Genomic DNA, 16,030 nt, shown 5'->3' on the forward strand with positions numbered 1-16,030 from the left:
CGCGATCCCCAATTCTGCCGTGCGACTCCCTTAACAAGGCACACTAGTTCATGTGTCTGTACAGAACTTAACGGGGGGAGCGCCGTGGAGGCGCGCGCAGCGCGCACGGCGTATTGCGAATATCGGTGCGATTGTGATCGCGACGGTGGGGCTGGTGTCGGCGGCGGTCCCGCCGTTGCGGTCCCGCCTAGCGCGCGTGATCGACATTGTGCCAGGAATAGTGCCGGGGACTGCGGCGGTGATGGTTGTCGCTGTATCTATCGCCTTGCTTTTGACCGCGCGTGGCTTGCGCCGCGGCCACCGCCTTGCCTGGGGACTTGCTTTGGGCTTGATGGGGCTCTCGTCGATCCTTCACCTTTTCAAAGGCGGGGACATTGAGGAGGCGGTGATCGCCGCCGTCGCGTTTGGCTGGTTGGCCGGTCAGGGGTTCGCATTCGATGTCGCGCCCCCGCGCTCAACCGTGCGCCTGACGATCCGTTGGGGGAGCATCATCGCGGGCGCGACGGTGGCGCTATCCGTCGGTTTCACACTACTTTTCCCGCACCGCCTGCTGGAACACAGCCACAAGGTAATGTCGCCGGTCGTGCTCGTCGTGGCAATCGGACTTGTCTTCGCCGCCCTATGGATTCTGTTGTCCCCGCGGCAGGGCCGCAAGCTGAGCGCCAAGGAGCACCTTGAGGAACGCGAACGTGCGCGCGCAATCGTCGACGAGTGGGGCGCAGGGACGCTCGACTACTTTGCGCTGCGGGACGACAAAGATTGGTTCTTCGAGGGAAGGTCGGTTGTGGCCTACGCGGTACGTGCCGGGGTGTGCCTGGTATCGCCGGACCCCATCGGCCCCCCTGCGGACCGAGCCCGCGTGTGGGCCGAATTCTTGGACTTTGTGTCATCGAACGGGTGGTCGGTGGCCGTGCTTGGCGCCGCGAAACCGTGGTTGCCGATCTACGAATCTGCCGGCCTTCGATCCGTATATTTCGGGGACGAGGCCATAGTCGACTGCGGCGGCTTTTCGCTGGCCGGTGGCGCCCACAAGTCACTGCGTCAGGCCGTGGGCCGAGTCGACCGTGACGGGTACGTCACGACATTCCACGACCCCGCCACCCTCGCCGATGACCTGCGCGCTGAACTGCTGGAGATGTCCGATCAGAGCCGCCAGGGTGACGTGGAACGCGGATTCTCGATGACGCTTTCGCGCCTTTTCGATCCCGCCGACACCGGACTGTTGCTGTCGGTGACCCGCAACTCCACCGGTCGCGTCGATGCCTTTGTGCAGTGGGTGCCCGCCCGCGACATCCACGGTTGGTCCCTCGACGTGATGCGCAGGCGCACCGATCAGCCCACCCCCAACGGCCTGATCGAATCGAACATCATTGCCACGATGGAAGAACTAGCTAGCCGCGGCGACAAGAAACTGGGGCTGAACTTCGCGGTCGTGCGCGCCGTGCTGGACGGGGAAATGTCGGGTCCGCTAGCCAGACTTTTCCGACCCGCCCTGGAGGCGATGTCCGAACGCACGCAAATGGAGTCACTTGCGAAGTTCAATGAGAAGTTCGACCCCGAATGGGTGCCGAGGTACGTGGTGCTGGATGCCGTCGACTTCGTTGCGGCCCAAGGGCTGGTTATGGCGGATGCCGAGGGTGTTACCGAGATTCCGGTGATCGGTCGGTTCATGGGGCGCGACCGGTGATCGCCTGGGCCGCAGCCATCGCGGCATCGTTGATGTACGGGGCGGCTTCCGTCCTGCAGGCGTTCGCCGCGCGCCGCGCTTCGGGGCCAAAGGTGCTGGTCAGTCCCCTCTACCTGGCGGGGCTGGCCCTCGACGGGATCGCGTGGTTGACCTCACTGGTGGCGCTGACCGAGGTTCCGCTGTTCGCCGTGGAATCTGTATTGGCGGGGTCCCTGGTCATCACCGTGCTATTAGCCCGCGTATTCTTGGCGGCCCGCTTGCGTCGCATCGATTGGATCGCAATCGCCGTGATCATCGGCTCCCTGGTCGTGCTGTCCTTGGGTGCGGGCACGCAGCCCGCCGCGGCTGCGCCGACCTGGTTTGGATGGGCTATGGTCGCGGCCGCCGCGGCGGTGGCGGGAAGCGTGGCCGCGCTGTACCGTGCAGGGCACCCGATAGCCCTCAGCGTTGCCGCTGGCTTGGGCTACGGTGGGGCCGCCGTCGCTGCCCGCGGCACGTCGGGGTTCGCCGGACTGTCCGCAAAGGGAGTGGCCGGGTCGATCGGCGTGGACGGAATCGGCACCCTGCTTGGGGCGCTGTGGCAGCCGACCATCGCGGCGATCATTCTGTTCGCTGCCGCGGGCGCGCTGGCGTTTGCGCGGGCGCTGGAGCGCGGCAACGTCGGGTCGGTGACTGCCGTCTGTTGGGTTTTTGAGGTGGTGGCTCCCGGGGTCGCCGGGGTCGTGCTGCTCGGCGACACCGTGCGCCACGGCTGGCAGGCCCCCGTGATCGGTGGGCTGGTGTTGGCGTTGGTCGGTTGCGTCATCCTGGCCCGGTCGCCCGCCCAGCGGGCCGCCAGCTAGGCGGGCTACCGCGCACGCCCACTACATCTTGCGCGCGATCAGGTTCATCACGGACGAATCCGCCAGCGTCGTTGCATCGCCCACCGTCCGGTTCTCTGCCACATCACGCAACAGCCGGCGCATGATCTTGCCGGAGCGGGTTTTGGGGAGTTCCGGCACTATCAGAATCCGGCGCGGCTTTGCTATCGGTCCTATTTGCTTGCCTACGTGGTTGCGCAGCTGTTCTTGCAGCGCGGCTGCCTGCGCCGGATCCGTGACGAGTTCAGCGAATTGCGCGCGCACGATCACGAACGCCACGACGGCCTGGCCCGTCGTCTCGTCCGCCGCGCCAACGACCGCAGCCTCGGCAACGCTTTCGTGTGCCACCAGCGATGACTCTATTTCGGTGGTCGAAAGGCGGTGCCCGGAAACGTTCATCACGTCGTCCACCCTGCCCAGCAACCAGATGTCGCCGTCCTGATCCTTCTTGGCGCCGTCCCCCGCGAAATAGATGCCGGGGAACCGCGACCAGTACGTGTCCTTGAACCGCTGCAAGTCACCCCAGATCCCGCGCAGCATCGAAGGCCAGGGTTTAGTTATCACCAGGTACCCGCCCGCGCCATTGGGGACTGGCGCCGCGTCATCATCGACGACGGTTGCGCCGATACCGGGCAGCGGGACCTGGGCGGAGCCCGGTTTGGTTGCGGTGACACCAGGCAGGGGGGAAATCATGATCGCTCCCGTTTCGGTCTGCCACCAGGTGTCCACGATCGGGGTGCTGCCGCCGCCTATCACCCGCCGATACCACATCCACGCCTCGGGGTTGATCGGTTCGCCCACCGATCCGAGCACGCGCAGCGAGCCAAGATCGAACTGGGCCGGGATCTGTTCCCCCCACTTCATGCAGGTGCGTATCGCGGTTGGCGCGGTGTACAGGATCGAAACCTTGTACTTCTGGACGATTTCCCACCACCGGCCCCGATGGGGTGCGTCCGGGGTGCCCTCGTAAATTACCTGCGAGGCACCGTTGACTAAGGGCCCGTAAACGACGTAACTGTGCCCCGTGATCCACCCAATGTCGGCGGTGCACCAATACACATCCGAATCCGCCTTGAGGTCGAATACCGCCCAGTGCGTCCAGGCTGCCTGCGTCAGGTACCCGCCGGTCGTGTGCAGGATTCCTTTTGGCTTGCCCGTAGTGCCGGACGTGTAGAGGATGAACAGCGGGTGTTCGGCTTCGACAAAAACCGGATCATGGCGGGTGTCAGCAGCTTCCAACGCCTCGCTCCACCACAGGTCCCGGCCCTGCGTCCACCCGATCTCTTGACCAGTGCGCCGGACGACAACGACGTGGTCCACTCCGGGATGCGACGGATCCAAACCCGCGATTGCCTCATCGACGGCCGGCTTTAGCGCGGCGGGCGCCCCCCGCCGCCACCCGCCGTCCGCAGTGACCACGATTCGCGCCCCGGCGTCCTCGATGCGCGAACGCAGAGCGTCCGCTGAGAATCCCCCGAAGACGACCGAGTGGGGCGCGCCGATGCGCGCGCATGCAAGCATGGTGACCACCGACTCAACCAGCATCGGCATGTAGATCACGACCCGGTCGCCGGTCTTCACGCCGAGCGATTGCAGGGCATTGGCGGCGCGGGAAACCTCCGTGAGCAGTTCTGCGTACGTCACCTGCCGGGTGTCGCCCGGTTCCCCCTCGAAGTACAGCGCCACGCGATCGCCGTTGCCAGCCTGCACGTGGCGATCGAGCGCGTTGTGCGCCGCGTTGAGCGTGCCGTCGGCGAACCAGCGCGCCACCGGCGCCTGCGACCAGTCGAGCGTTTGCGTGAAGGGTGTTTTCCACGTCAGCATCGCGCGCGCCTGATCCGCCCAGAACCGTTCGGAATCCGCACCGAGGCCGTATGCATCCGCATCGACGTTGGCCTGCGCGGCGAAGGGTGCCGGGGGAGCGAAGGAGCGGGCCTCGTTCGCGTGATTGTCCATCCCGCTGGTGCTTGCGTCTGTTCGATCGGTCACGGCGGCCTCCGATTGCTCGTCATTGAAGCGTAGGACCAACGGTCCTTGACGAAGTCTATCCCCAAGATGTGACACCCGTCACAGCAATGGGACCGTTGGCCCGGACCGCGCGCGGCTATGCCATGATGGGGCCATGCCCGCCAGCCCCCTTACGCGCGTGACGCGATCGGTCGCGATCGCCGCCGTGGCGCTGGTTGCTACCGTTTTTGCGCACGTCATCGCCGGGGGAAGCGCCCCGGGGCTCTTTGTCATCGTGGCGACTGCGGTGCCGACGCTGCTGGGAACGGTTGCGCTGTCATGGTCGCAGCGCCGCGCGGTGCATGTAGTGGCGTCTGTGGCGCTGAGCCAGGTCGCATTCCACTGGCTCTTCACTGCCTCGCAGGCGGCCGCCGGCGCCACCTTGACCGGTGCGCCCGGCGCGGGGGAAACCCTGGCCGGCCATGCGCATCACCTCGGGGCGGGAAGCGTCGTGTTCGTGCCCGCTGCCGCCGCGGGGGTGCCGGGGCCCGCCGCCGCGGCCACCATGGTGGTCGCGCACTGCGCGGCGGGCGCGCTCATAGCGGCGTTCATGTATGCCGCAGACACGGTGGGCGACCTGCTGGCCCGCGCCGCGCGGTGGGCCAAATCCCTGCTTCGCGTTGCATGGGCGCCGCGTCGGTTCGGTCGCGCCGAAGCCTCGATCTTCCGATACAGCGTCCGGCACGGGCGCGCCTTGCGCGCGCCGTGGCGGGGGCGGGCGCCGCCCGCGCGCGCGGCGTAGCCGGCGCCCAGTTCTTCTTGGTGACCGGCTGCGCCATCTGCGCGCCAGCGTCGCCGTGGGCGACGGTCATCCACTGTGAGGAATCCAGAGATTATGAAGAACGTACTTGCGCGCGCATTCGGCGCGCCAACCCTTTTTGCCTGCGCGGCCGCGGTCGTTGTCGCGGGAATCGCGGGGGCCCCGCTCGCCTACGCGCACGATGCCCTTCTCGGTGCCAACCCCGCCGACGGGGCCAAGATCAAGGTGCTTCCAGGTGAGCTAAAGCTCACCTTTTCGGAAAGCGTCTTGGACACCGGCGCCGCGATCAAAGTCGTAGGCCCCGACGACGAGCGCTGGGACAACGACGACGCGACCGTCAGCGGCGACCAGGTGGAAACAACCCTGCGCGACGATGCACCCGCTGGCACCTACACGGTCACCTGGCGGGTCGTGTCATCGGATGCGCACCCCATCTCGGGGACCTATGCGTTCACCGTGACCACCGGCGCGGTCCCTGCGAAATCGCAGGATTCCACCGCTTCGCCGGAAGATGGCGCTGCGGCCACCGGGGCCCAGGACGCAACGGACGGCACCCAGGGGGCTGCCGGCGCGGCCCAAGACGGATCCGGTTCCGCGCAGTCGCAGGGAACGCCAGGGGGCGCCGCCGCCGGCGAGCCGGATGCGGGGGCGACGGCCGCTGCCGCCGACGCCGACGCCGCAACCGCCGCCGCGACCGACCGGGCGGGGCGGGACTCGGGCAGCGGGATCTCGCGGCTGATCGGCGCGGCGGTCATCGGCGCCCTGGCGGGAATCGTCACGTATCTGATCTACCGTGCCGTTCGGCGTTCCGCGCCGTCCCGGCGCAAGTAAAAAGCCACCGCGGCCCATCTATCTGCTCTGAGGAAGACATGTTCACATCTAAAACACCCGTTCGCACCGCTGCCGCGATGATTCTAGGCGCGCTAACCTTCGCCGCGCTCGCGGGGTGCACAACTAGCTCGGAACCCACTTCGGCCACATCCCTGGCCGGACAATCGCAAGCGGCCACCTTAGCGCCCGCCCAAACTCAGGCTGACGCCATCACCGCTTCCGACGTCTGGGCCAAGGCCGCCGACAAGGGCGCAATGACGGCCATGTTCGCGGTGCTCACGAACAATGGAACCGCGGCCGCGACCATCACCGCGGCGGAAAGCGAGGACTCGTCCTCGATGCAACTGCATGAAACCGTCACCGATGCTTCGGGGGCGACCGCAATGCAGAAGAAGGACGGCGGATTCACCATCGGCGCTGGCGAAACACTTGAACTAACGCCCGGCGGAAATCACATCATGTACATGGCGCTTGCGCGGGCGCTCAAGGCCGGGGACGATGCCTCGGTCACCCTCTCGTTCGCAGACGGTTCGACACTAACTATCACCGGTCCGATCCGTGAGTATTCCGGGGCGCAGGAAACCTACACACCCGACCACGCCGGGGCGGACATGGGCGGCGGGCAATGACCGATGGCCGCCCCCAGCGCGCAATCTCGCGCCGCGGCCTGTTGGGAGCGGGGGCGATGGCCGGTATCGGTGCGGCGGCTGCGGTTGGTCTGCAGTGGCGTGCGCAGGACCGACGAGGTGCCCCAGCCGCCCCCTCCAAGTCGACCGATGCGGCGTTCGCCGACAGCCGTATCGCCTTTGCAGGCGCGCACCAGGCGGGCCTGACCGTGGACGCGCAAGCGTACGTCCGCTTCGCGGCCTTTGACCTCATCGCGGGCGCCGACCGCGATGCCGTGCGCAGGCTTATGCGGACGCTCACCGATGATGCTTCCGCGCTGATGGACGGACGGGCGCCGCTGGGCGACCAGGAGCCGGAGATGGCGTACGCTCCAGCGAACCTGACGGTGACCGTCGGGGTGGGGCCGGCACTCATGTCGCTGGCGGCCGGGAAAGCGGCCGTGCCGTCGTGGCTGGCTCCGCTTCCCGCGTTCGGCGTGGACGATCTGCGCGAGGAATGGTCCGGCGGCGACCTGCTGGTCGAAGTCGCCAGCGATGAGCCGGCGACGGTCATGCACGCCGCCAGGCAAATAGCGAAGGACATCCGATCAATTGCTTCGCCCCGGTGGGTGCAGGACGGATTTCGCAACGCGCGCGGAGCGTTCGCCTCGGGAACAACCATGCGTAACCTGTTCGGGCAGGTCGACGGGACCGTCAACCCGGTGCCGGGCACGGCGGCCTTCGATGCCGCGGTGTGGATATCCGATGGTCCGCTGGCGGGCGGCACGTCGCTGGTGCTGCGCCGCATCCGGATGGATCTGGACGCGTGGGACCGCATCGACCGCACCGGTCGTGAGGGGTCCGTGGGGAGGTTCCTGAGCAATGGTGCTCCCCTGACGGGCGTCAATGAGCACGACGAGCCCGACTTCGAGGCGGTCGATAACCTGGGCTTCGCCATCATCCCTGATTACGCACACATGAGGCGTGCGCGCGGGGGGAACTCGTCGCCGAAAATCTATAGGAGGGGTGCGAATTACGAGATCCCGGCCCGCGCCGGGCAGACCGAAGCCGGGCTGATCTTCGCGTCGTATCAAGCCGATCCCGTCGCCCAATACGTTCCGATCCAGCGTCGCCTGGATGAATTGGACATGCTGAACGAATGGACAACACCCATCGGGTCGGCTGTCTTTGCGATGTTGCCCGGCGCGCGCGAGGGGGAGAGGCTCGGGGCGGCACTGTTCAACTAGGCGGGGCGATTCGGTCTTTCACGCCAATGGCGAACAAGGGCAGTTTTTGGGGCCGCGGCGCGTTGAGTGCGGTTAGAGTCGAAAGCCACTGGGCCACAGTCATGGCCTCGGTGGCACCGGAAGGAGCGCCCATGTTTGAGAGATTTACCGACCGTGCGCGGCGGGTGGTCGTGCTGGCCCAAGAAGAGGCCCGCATGCTTAACCACAACTACATTGGTACGGAGCACATCCTGCTCGGCCTGATCCACGAGGGTGAGGGGGTTGCCGCGAAGGCCCTGGAGTCCTTGGGTATCTCGCTCGACGCGGTGCGCAGCCAGGTCACCGAGATTATCGGCGAGGGTCAGCAGGCCCCCAGCGGGCACATCCCGTTCACGCCGCGGGCTAAGAAGGTTCTGGAGCTGTCTTTGCGCGAGGCGTTGCAGCTGGGCCACAACTACATTGGCACCGAGCACATCCTGCTCGGTTTGATTCGCGAGGGCGAAGGCGTGGCCGCCCAGGTTCTCACCAAGCTCGGTGCCGACCTGTCCACGGTGCGCCAGCAGGTTATCCAGTTGCTTTCTGGGTATCAGGGCAAGGAACCCGCGAACGCGGGGGGGCCTGCGGAGGGAACGCCTGCCGGGTCGGCCGTGCTCGACCAGTTCGGGCGCAACCTGACGCAGGCGGCTCGCGAGGGCAAACTCGACCCCGTCATCGGGCGCGAAAAGGAAATTGAGCGGGTCATGCAGGTGCTGTCTCGCCGCACCAAGAACAACCCGGTCTTGATCGGTGAGCCGGGCGTCGGAAAGACGGCGGTCGTCGAGGGGCTGGCGCAGGACATCGTGGCCGGAGACGTCCCCGAAACCCTCAAAGATAAGCAGCTTTACACCCTTGACCTTGGCTCGTTGGTGGCGGGATCGCGGTACCGCGGTGACTTCGAGGAGCGGTTGAAGAAGGTCCTCAAGGAAATCCGCACCCGCGGCGACATCATCTTGTTCATCGACGAGATCCACACGCTGGTGGGAGCCGGCGCGGCGGAGGGCGCGATCGACGCCGCCTCCATCCTCAAGCCGATGCTTGCTCGCGGCGAGCTGCAAACCATCGGTGCCACCACGCTCGACGAATACCGCAAACACGTCGAAAAGGACCCCGCGTTGGAACGGCGGTTCCAGCCGATTCAAGTCGATCAGCCGACCTTGAACCACACCATCGCGATACTGAAGGGATTGCGGGACCGGTACGAAGCGCACCACCGCGTGTCGATCACCGATGACGCTCTGGTGGCGGCGGCGACGCTCGCGGATCGATACATCAACGACCGATTCTTGCCGGATAAGGCTATTGACCTTATCGACGAGGCCGGGGCGCGGCTGCGGATCCGCCGCATGACTGCCCCGCCTGAGTTGCGTGATCTTGATGAGCAGATCGCTCAGGCGAAGCGGGATAAGGAATCCGCGATCGATGAGCAGGACTTCGAGAAGGCCGCGCAGCTGCGCGACACGGAGAAGCAGCTCATCGCCAAGCGCGCGGAGCAAGAGAAGGCGTGGAAGTCCGGCGACATGGATACCGTGGCGAAGGTGGACGAGGATTTGGTGGCAGAGGTACTTGCCATGTCCACCGGAATCCCCGTGTTCAAGCTCACGGAAGAGGAATCCGCGCGGCTGCTGCACATGGAGGACGGGCTGCACAAGCGGGTCATTGGGCAGGACGAGGCCATCCGCGCCCTTTCCAAGTCGATCCGTCGCACGCGTGCTGGCCTGAAGGATCCCCACCGCCCGGGTGGTTCGTTCATCTTTGCGGGTCCGACCGGTGTTGGTAAGACCGAGCTTGCCAAGGCGCTAGCCGAGTTCCTGTTCGGTGATGAGGATGCGCTGATCCAGCTCGACATGTCGGAGTACTCGGAGAAGCACACCGTCTCGCGGATGTTTGGTTCCCCGCCTGGATTCGTCGGTTACGAAGAGGGCGGCCAGCTGACCGAGAAGGTGCGGCGCAAGCCGTTCTCGGTGGTGCTGTTCGACGAGGTGGAAAAGGCGCACCCCGACATCTTCAACTCGCTGTTGCAGATTCTCGAAGATGGCCGGTTGACCGACGCGCAGGGGCGCATGGTCGACTTCAAGAACACCGTGATCATCATGACGACGAACCTTGGCACCAAGGACATCGCGCGCGGCGTCCAGACCGGGTTCAACTCGTCCAGCGATACGGCCACGAACTACGACCGCATGAAGTCGAAGGTGAACGAGGAACTCAAGCAGCACTTCCGCCCCGAGTTCCTGAACCGTGTCGATGACGTCATCGTGTTCCCGCAGCTCACGCAGCCGGAGATTCTGTCGATCGTGGACCTGATGATCGCGAAGCTGAACTCGCGGATGCTCGAAAAGGATATGGCCGTCGAGCTCACCCCCGCGGCCAAGAAGCTCATATCGGAGCGGGGTTACGACCCGGTCCTGGGTGCGCGTCCGCTGCGCCGCGCGCTGCAACGCGATATCGAGGATGTCCTCAGCGAGAAGATCCTGTTCGGGGACGTCAAGCCCGGGCAGATCGTCATCGTGGACGCCGAAGGCGACGCGCCGCTCGGTGAGTTCCACTTCAACGGCGTCGACAAGGCCGACTATCTCGCGACCAAGCAGGCCGCGGGCGTCGATGGTGACTCATCGAACGCAGTCGAAGCCGGCGACGATGTCGCAGCCCCGCAGCCCGCGCTGGACGTCGACGATGAGGCGGATGCCGTCGTCGAAGCGTCCGTCGCGGCCGACGGCTCGAAGAACCCCGATGTCGGTTAGGTAGCACCGCGGGCATGACAGTGGCGGGGGCTGCACATTGGTGCCGCCCCCGCCACTTCTCGGTTTTCGGTGAAATTCAGCTATTGTCGGCCGCGCCCGCCCGGCCACGGCACCGGTCGCGCCGGGCGCCACGCGGGAGGCGCCCGGCCGCGTAGAGCGCTACAGCTTGGCCGGGCCCTGGTCGTCCCACAGCGAGTGATAGGCGTTTAGCGCGGGTTGGCCACCCAGGTGCGCATACAGCACCGTGGAGCTGGCAGGGATGTCCTTTTCGCGGACCAGATCGATTAGCCCGGCTAGGGACTTACCTTCGTACACCGGGTCGGTAATCATGGCCTCCAACTCGGCACCCAGGCTCATCGCGTCCATGGTGGACTGCACGGGAACTCCGTAGTGCTCGCCGGCCCATCCCGGCAGGATCGTGATCTCGTCATCGCGCAGATCCCGACCCAACTCGATCAAGGAAGCCGTGTTGCGCGCGATCCGCGTGACCTGGTCGGTGGTCTTTTCCAGCGTTGCCGACGCATCGATCCCGATGACGCGGCGCTTGATCCCGGTGATGTCCTCGAGTGCCGCGAAACCCGCGATCATCCCGGCGTGCGTCGACCCGGTCACCGTGCACACGACGATAGTGTCGAAGAAGACACCTAGCTCGCGTTCCTGGGCCGCTACCTCGAAGGCCCAGTTCGCAAATCCAAGCCCGCCGAGCTTGTGCTCGGACGCCCCCGCGGGAATCGGGTAGGGCTTGCCGCCTGTCTGCTCAACTTCTGCGAGTGCCTGCTTCCACGAGTCGCGGATGCCGATGTCGAATCCGTGCGGATCCAGCCGCGTGTCCGCGCCCATCATCCGGGACAGCAAAATGTTGCCGACCTTGTCGTTTGTGGGGTCATCCCACGGAACCCAAGTCTCTTGGACCAGGCGCGATTTAAGCCCCAGGTGAGCGGCCACCGCCGCAACCTGGCGCGTGTGGTTCGACTGGTAGCCGCCAATAGACACAAGGGTGTCCGCGCCCGAGGCGATGATGTCGGGCACGATGTATTCGAGTTTGCGTATCTTGTTGCCGCCGAAGGCCAGCCCCGAGGACACGTCCTCGCGTTTCGCCCAAACCTGAGCGCCTCCCAAGTGCTGAGTGAGGCGGTCGAGGCGTTGCAGGGGGCTGGGGCCAAAAGTCATCCGATAGCGCGGAAATTGGGCTAGCTTCACGGGCGGTGCTCCTTTAGTGGGATGGGTTTTCACCGGTGGCGGAGCCATCGGGGTCGCTGGTTGAAACCGTCAGATCGGACCAGATCATGCTCGCTAGGTCCGCCGCGCCTTGCGCGTCCTTGCGGCGGCACAGGTCGATCAGCTCGCTGTGACGCTGTGCGGAGGCATGCCCCTCCAACGATGCAAATCGCAGGCGCTCGGCGCGCTCCAACACCGGCTCGTAGGTGGCAAGTACATCCGCAATCGCGGGGTTTGCCGCGACGCGTACCGCGACGCCGTGGAGTTCGGCGTCCGCGGCAAGCGCGGCATCGACGTCTTTGGCGGCGTGCGCCCTAGCGAAGCGCGCGTTTGCCGCGACCATCTGGTCGATGTCGGCGTCGGTCAGCCGGGGCGTGGCTGCAAGCTGAGCGGTTCGGTGCATGGCGGCGACGACCTGGGCCGCGTGGCGGACCTCGGTTGCGTCCAGTGGTGCCACGGTCGTGATCCGACCGGGCGTTGCCCGCACCAAACCCGCGCGCGCCAGCTCCAGGATTGCCTCGCGCACGGGGGTGCGGGAGACGCCGAGCCACTGCGCTATCTGTGCGTCGCGAACCTGCTCATCGGGGGCGAGCGTTCCGGCAACTATCGCGGTTCGCAGCGCGTCTAGGACCGAGTCGCGCAACAGCGGGCGAGGTGGGAGTGGGGGGACCGGAGCGGTAGCGCTAACTGACATGCAATATACTGCACATCGCAGCGAGGGATTTGTCAACAGGGCGGCGGCGTCCCCCGGTCCGCTTCGATGACGGTCGGTGCGGGGTATGGGCCGCCCGCCGGCGCGCCTCGGGCGGTCGGGTGTTAGGCAGGGTGTGAGGGCTCCTCGGGCGGCCGGGTGTCAGGCAGGGTGTGAGGGCGCCTCGGGCGGGGCGAGCGGAAGCGTGAAGCGAGCAACAGCGCCCCCCAGCGGGCCGTTGGTCAGCACGAGGTTGCCGCCCAGTGCCTCGCAGAGCTGCGTGGCGAGCACCAATCCCAGGCCAGACCCGCCTGCCCGACCGTAGGTGGAGAACCGGTGCGGGCCGTTGCGGACAATATCGTCGGGGAAGCCGGGGCCTGCGTCGCGGACTTCAACGGTGTCGCCAAGGACGACCACCCGCACGTTGCCGCCGCCGTGGCGGTTACCGTTGACGATCAGATTGGATAGGACCTGGCCCAGGCGGTGTGGGTCGGTCAGGACACGGGCCGAAAACTCGGCGACCACCTGCGCTCTCGCCTCGGTGAGGCGCTCGATGTCGCGCACGATCGACCGCACTAGCGTGGCGGACTCGTGCGCGTCGAAGCGATCGCGATCAGCGCCACCTTCCGAGCGGGCCAGGTCAAGGAGGTTTTCGACGAGAGCCCGGATCCTCTTGGTCTGGTTGCGCACGAGGGCGGTGGCCTCGTCCGCGTCGTCCAAAAGCTCGGTAGCGTTCACCAATGCCGTCAGCGGATTGCGGAGCTCATGTGCGACATTGGCGGAGAAAGCGCGCTCGCGGTCTAGGCGGTCGGAAAGGCGCGTGGTGAGCTCGTCGATCGTTGTCGCTAGCTCGGCCACCTCATCGTTTCCGCCCACCGCATCAGAAATGCTTGCCTGCGTGCTGTCCGCGCCGACGACCATCGAGGCCGCGCGCCGCAAGCGCCGCGTGAGCTGATTTGCCACCAGGAAGCCGACCGCCCCAGCAAGGACCACGACGGCCGCAGAGGTCCAGGTCAGAATCGCCCGCAGTTGCGAACGCTGGGTGGTGAGCTGATCGGCGCTGACCCGGACCGCCAGGATCTTCGAATCCGCCACCCGGTGGGCACCCCACATCGTGGCGCCGTCGAAGTAGGTGGCGGTGAGGTCTCCTGTAATGGATGAGCGAAGCGTCGGGGGCATCACGGACTGGTTCGTTGTGGCGTTGCGGCTCAAGGCACCCGAGAATTCGTACGTCGCGGTCGCTGCGTCGAGCTGGTCGATCGCCGTCTCGCGCAGGTGTTCTCGGCCGCTGATCATGAATTGGCGATCGACGATGAGGCTTATCGTCGACGCGACGACCAGGGCGCAGCCGATGACGACGAGCGCAATCCGCGTGCGCAGCGACCGAATCACGAAGCCCGTTCCGCAATCGCCTTGTATCCGAACCCTCTGACCGTCGTAATCGCGTCCACTCCCAGCTTCCCGCGCAGGCGCTGCACGTTGGTGTCGACGACGCGTTCGTCCGTCCACGTTTCGTCGTTCCACACCTCCCGCAGAAGCTCACTGCGGCTCATCACGCGCCCCTCGGCGCGGATCAGGGCGAGCAAGAGCCTCATCTCCGTGGCGCTGAGGAGCAGCGGTTCGCCCCCGCGAGTCACGGTCATCGCTTCGGCGTCGACCCGCGCGTCCGCGATCACATACGCCTCGCGGCGCGCGGGACGTTGGCGGCGCACGGCGGCACGTATGCGTGCAGCCAACACGTCGCCGTCGTAGGGTTTCGTGACGTAATCGTCGGCGCCCGCGTCCAAGCCCGCGACCTGATCGAACGGTAAGTCGCGCGCCGTTACCAGAATGATCGGCAGGTCATGCGACGCGCGCGCCAGGCGCGTCATCGATAGCCCATCCATGCGCGGCATGGCCACATCCACCAACGCCACATCGATGCCACCGCCCGCGATCGCATCGAGTCCTTCGACGCCATCGGGCGCCTCCACGACGTCAAAGCCGCGCCGGCGCAGGACCAACGAGGTCGTCGTGCGAACATCGCTGTCGTCCTCAACCACCAGCACGGTGATGGGGTTGCTAGTCATTGAGAGTTGACCTTGTTTGCCGACCGCGAATTATCCACGTCAAATTCCTGCGTGCTCGAAGTTACCCAGGGCGGGCGGTTCTCCGTGAATGTGACGGTGAGGTCGCGGTAGTACTGGGAGGATTCTCCCCGATACAGGTTGCTCAGCGTCACCGCGACCGGAAACTCGAGCTGCTTACCCTCCGCGCACGACGGCTCGCAGTCGTTCACCTCGTATAGAGCCGTCCCCTTCGCGGCCTCCAGGCCCCACGTCGTCCACTGGATCGCGTTGATGGACTCATTGCCGTCTCCGCACGCGAGCACGATCGAGGAGGGGTGCTCACGCGGATTCCCGGCACAGTTAAAAAGGTACGTTGGCTGCGCTTGGCCCTGCGCGGTTGCTGCGGCAGCCACCTTAGCCGCCGGATCCGCGAAGGTGCTTGTGGCCATGCGCCAGATTGCCCCCGCGGCGGCGAGCGCGACCACTAGTGCGAAGACTAATGGTCCGGCTTGGGCATACCGACGGTTGCGCGCGGGCGGGTTGGTCGTGTTCATGATGATCCTCCAACACTATCGTCGCCCACTCCCATACCGTAGCGTCGATTTGTGACACAACTGCCACATTCTTGGGAACGACCTGAGAAGTTCGTGTTGCATTGTGGTCCTGTAAGCAAAATCCGATATGACCAGCGTCCGCGCCGAATGCTTCCGCTATCGACCAGCACTGGCCGCCAATGCGAGGTGGTTGTGATGATGATGAGGAAGGTCGCGGCGGCAGCGGCGATCGCGGTAGGGGCGGCAGGATTGGGCTTGGCGCCGGCGGCGCAGGCAATGCCAACCGAGTACTCGGTCACGGCGATTCCCAGCGCTTCCACCGTCGCGACGGGCTCATATTTCAAAATCTCGGGCGCATACCTGCACGACGATGCCGGCATCGCCGGTCGCACCGTGAAGGTCCAGACCAAGGTCGGCAAGAAGTGGGTCGCGCTGACCGGCGCGAAGGTGAAGACCTTGAAATCGGGCAAATACTCCGTGCGCGTTCAGTTGAACCTGAAGGGGACGCGGAAACTGAGGGTTGCCACTCGTTACCTGGGCGGGGGGATGAACATAGTTTCCCCGACCGTGAAGGTGCGGGTGCGATAGCGCGCTAGGTGCGCACCGCCTTAGGCGCCGGGTCATTCCGCAGGGGGGAATGACCCGGCGCCTGCTCGTTTCACTGGCCCGATGCACGGGGTCCGCGAACCGTGCGAGGATCCCCGCGGGCGCATTCTCGCCGCCGCGGGTTATTGTCTGGCGAAATGTCGGATACAGGTGGAAT

The 16,030-nt window shown here is 65.9% G+C and carries 14 protein-coding genes; 8 read left to right on the forward strand and 6 right to left on the reverse strand.

Annotation, left to right across the window (positions count from 1 at the left end; all coding sequences use genetic code 11):
• Positions 1 to 52 precede the first annotated feature (52 nt).
• Together FB389_RS07790 and FB389_RS07795 are read left to right on the forward strand one after the other, a co-directional pair.
• Complete coding sequence (locus FB389_RS07790; RefSeq protein ID WP_142112497.1) at positions 53 to 1,687, forward strand: bifunctional lysylphosphatidylglycerol flippase/synthetase MprF; 1,635 nt, start codon at positions 53 to 55, stop codon at positions 1,685 to 1,687.
• Positions 1,684 to 2,529: a hypothetical protein gene (locus FB389_RS07795; RefSeq protein ID WP_142112499.1), complete on the forward strand. Its 846-nt coding sequence runs from the start codon at positions 1,684 to 1,686 to the stop codon at positions 2,527 to 2,529. Before FB389_RS07790 ends, FB389_RS07795 begins: the two co-directional genes overlap by 4 nt.
• Before the next feature lie 21 nt (positions 2,530 to 2,550).
• Here the strand turns inward: FB389_RS07795 and acs are convergent, their stop codons facing one another.
• The gene (acs, locus tag FB389_RS07800) at positions 2,551 to 4,503 is read right to left on the reverse strand and encodes an acetate--CoA ligase (RefSeq protein WP_142113679.1); all 1,953 of its coding nucleotides are present in this window, start codon (positions 4,501 to 4,503) and stop codon (positions 2,551 to 2,553) included.
• Between the two features lie 166 nt (positions 4,504 to 4,669).
• Between acs and FB389_RS07805 the strand changes: the two genes are divergently transcribed.
• The 5 genes from FB389_RS07805 (at position 4,670) to FB389_RS07825 (ending at position 10,756) form a co-directional block, all read left to right on the forward strand.
• Positions 4,670 to 5,296, forward strand: coding sequence for a hypothetical protein (locus tag FB389_RS07805; protein ID WP_142112501.1), 627 nt, complete (start codon positions 4,670 to 4,672; stop codon positions 5,294 to 5,296).
• Between the two features lie 93 nt (positions 5,297 to 5,389).
• Entirely contained in the window at positions 5,390 to 6,145 is a 756-nt protein-coding gene (locus tag FB389_RS10850; RefSeq protein ID WP_142112503.1) for a copper resistance CopC family protein, read from the forward strand.
• A 38-nt stretch (positions 6,146 to 6,183) separates the two neighbouring features.
• Positions 6,184 to 6,774: a copper chaperone PCu(A)C gene (locus tag FB389_RS07815; protein WP_246043587.1), complete on the forward strand. Its 591-nt coding sequence runs from the start codon at positions 6,184 to 6,186 to the stop codon at positions 6,772 to 6,774.
• Positions 6,771 to 7,997: a Dyp-type peroxidase gene (locus FB389_RS07820; protein ID WP_142112505.1), complete on the forward strand. Its 1,227-nt coding sequence runs from the start codon at positions 6,771 to 6,773 to the stop codon at positions 7,995 to 7,997. Before FB389_RS07815 ends, FB389_RS07820 begins: the two co-directional genes overlap by 4 nt.
• A 131-nt stretch (positions 7,998 to 8,128) precedes the next feature.
• Complete coding sequence (locus FB389_RS07825; protein ID WP_142112507.1) at positions 8,129 to 10,756, forward strand: ATP-dependent Clp protease ATP-binding subunit; 2,628 nt, start codon at positions 8,129 to 8,131, stop codon at positions 10,754 to 10,756.
• A gap of 159 nt (positions 10,757 to 10,915) precedes the next feature.
• On the opposite strand, the gene FB389_RS07830 is transcribed toward FB389_RS07825, so the two are convergent.
• The 5 genes from FB389_RS07830 to FB389_RS07850 all read right to left on the reverse strand — a co-directional run bounded on the left by FB389_RS07830 (position 10,916) and on the right by FB389_RS07850 (position 15,267).
• Entirely contained in the window at positions 10,916 to 11,956 is a 1,041-nt protein-coding gene (locus tag FB389_RS07830) for a 1-aminocyclopropane-1-carboxylate deaminase (RefSeq protein WP_142112508.1), read from the reverse strand.
• 13 nt (positions 11,957 to 11,969) lie between these two features.
• A complete protein-coding gene (locus FB389_RS07835) occupies positions 11,970 to 12,668 on the reverse strand; it encodes a GntR family transcriptional regulator (RefSeq protein WP_142112510.1) in 699 nt (232 codons plus the stop codon).
• A 159-nt stretch (positions 12,669 to 12,827) separates the two neighbouring features.
• Positions 12,828 to 14,057 carry a sensor histidine kinase gene (locus FB389_RS07840; protein ID WP_142112511.1) on the reverse strand — a complete coding sequence of 410 codons (1,230 nt, stop codon included), beginning with the start codon at positions 14,055 to 14,057 and terminating at the stop codon, positions 12,828 to 12,830.
• A complete protein-coding gene (locus FB389_RS07845) occupies positions 14,054 to 14,734 on the reverse strand; it encodes a response regulator transcription factor (protein WP_142112513.1) in 681 nt (226 codons plus the stop codon). Before FB389_RS07845 ends, FB389_RS07840 begins: the two co-directional genes overlap by 4 nt.
• Entirely contained in the window at positions 14,731 to 15,267 is a 537-nt protein-coding gene (locus FB389_RS07850) for a hypothetical protein (protein WP_142112515.1), read from the reverse strand. The genes FB389_RS07845 and FB389_RS07850 overlap by 4 nt, the downstream gene beginning before the upstream one ends.
• A 195-nt stretch (positions 15,268 to 15,462) precedes the next feature.
• Between FB389_RS07850 and FB389_RS07855 the strand changes: the two genes are divergently transcribed.
• Entirely contained in the window at positions 15,463 to 15,855 is a 393-nt protein-coding gene (locus FB389_RS07855) for a hypothetical protein (protein WP_142112517.1), read from the forward strand.
• The last annotated feature ends 175 nt before the right edge of the window (positions 15,856 to 16,030 follow it).

This window comes from Rarobacter incanus, assembly GCF_006715765.1.
Lineage (GTDB): Bacteria > Actinomycetota > Actinomycetes > Actinomycetales > Cellulomonadaceae > Rarobacter > Rarobacter incanus.

Bases quoted from the DNA above. Each gene is read 5' to 3' on its own strand.
- FB389_RS07820 (WP_142112505.1), top strand. From the start codon at position 6,771: ATGACCGATGGCCGCCCCCAGCGCGCAATCTCGCGCCGCGGCCTGTTG.
- FB389_RS07815 (WP_246043587.1), top strand. From the start codon at position 6,184: ATGTTCACATCTAAAACACCCGTTCGCACCGCTGCCGCGATGATTCTA.
- FB389_RS07850 (WP_142112515.1), bottom strand. From the start codon at position 15,267: ATGAACACGACCAACCCGCCCGCGCGCAACCGTCGGTATGCCCAAGCC.
- FB389_RS07845 (WP_142112513.1), bottom strand. From the start codon at position 14,734: ATGACTAGCAACCCCATCACCGTGCTGGTGGTTGAGGACGACAGCGAT.
- acs (WP_142113679.1), bottom strand. From the start codon at position 4,503: ATGGACAATCACGCGAACGAGGCCCGCTCCTTCGCTCCCCCGGCACCC.
- FB389_RS07805 (WP_142112501.1), top strand. From the start codon at position 4,670: ATGCCCGCCAGCCCCCTTACGCGCGTGACGCGATCGGTCGCGATCGCC.
- FB389_RS07855 (WP_142112517.1), top strand. From the start codon at position 15,463: ATGATGATGAGGAAGGTCGCGGCGGCAGCGGCGATCGCGGTAGGGGCG.
- FB389_RS10850 (WP_142112503.1), top strand. From the start codon at position 5,390: ATGAAGAACGTACTTGCGCGCGCATTCGGCGCGCCAACCCTTTTTGCC.
- FB389_RS07835 (WP_142112510.1), bottom strand. From the start codon at position 12,668: ATGTCAGTTAGCGCTACCGCTCCGGTCCCCCCACTCCCACCTCGCCCG.
- FB389_RS07825 (WP_142112507.1), top strand. From the start codon at position 8,129: ATGTTTGAGAGATTTACCGACCGTGCGCGGCGGGTGGTCGTGCTGGCC.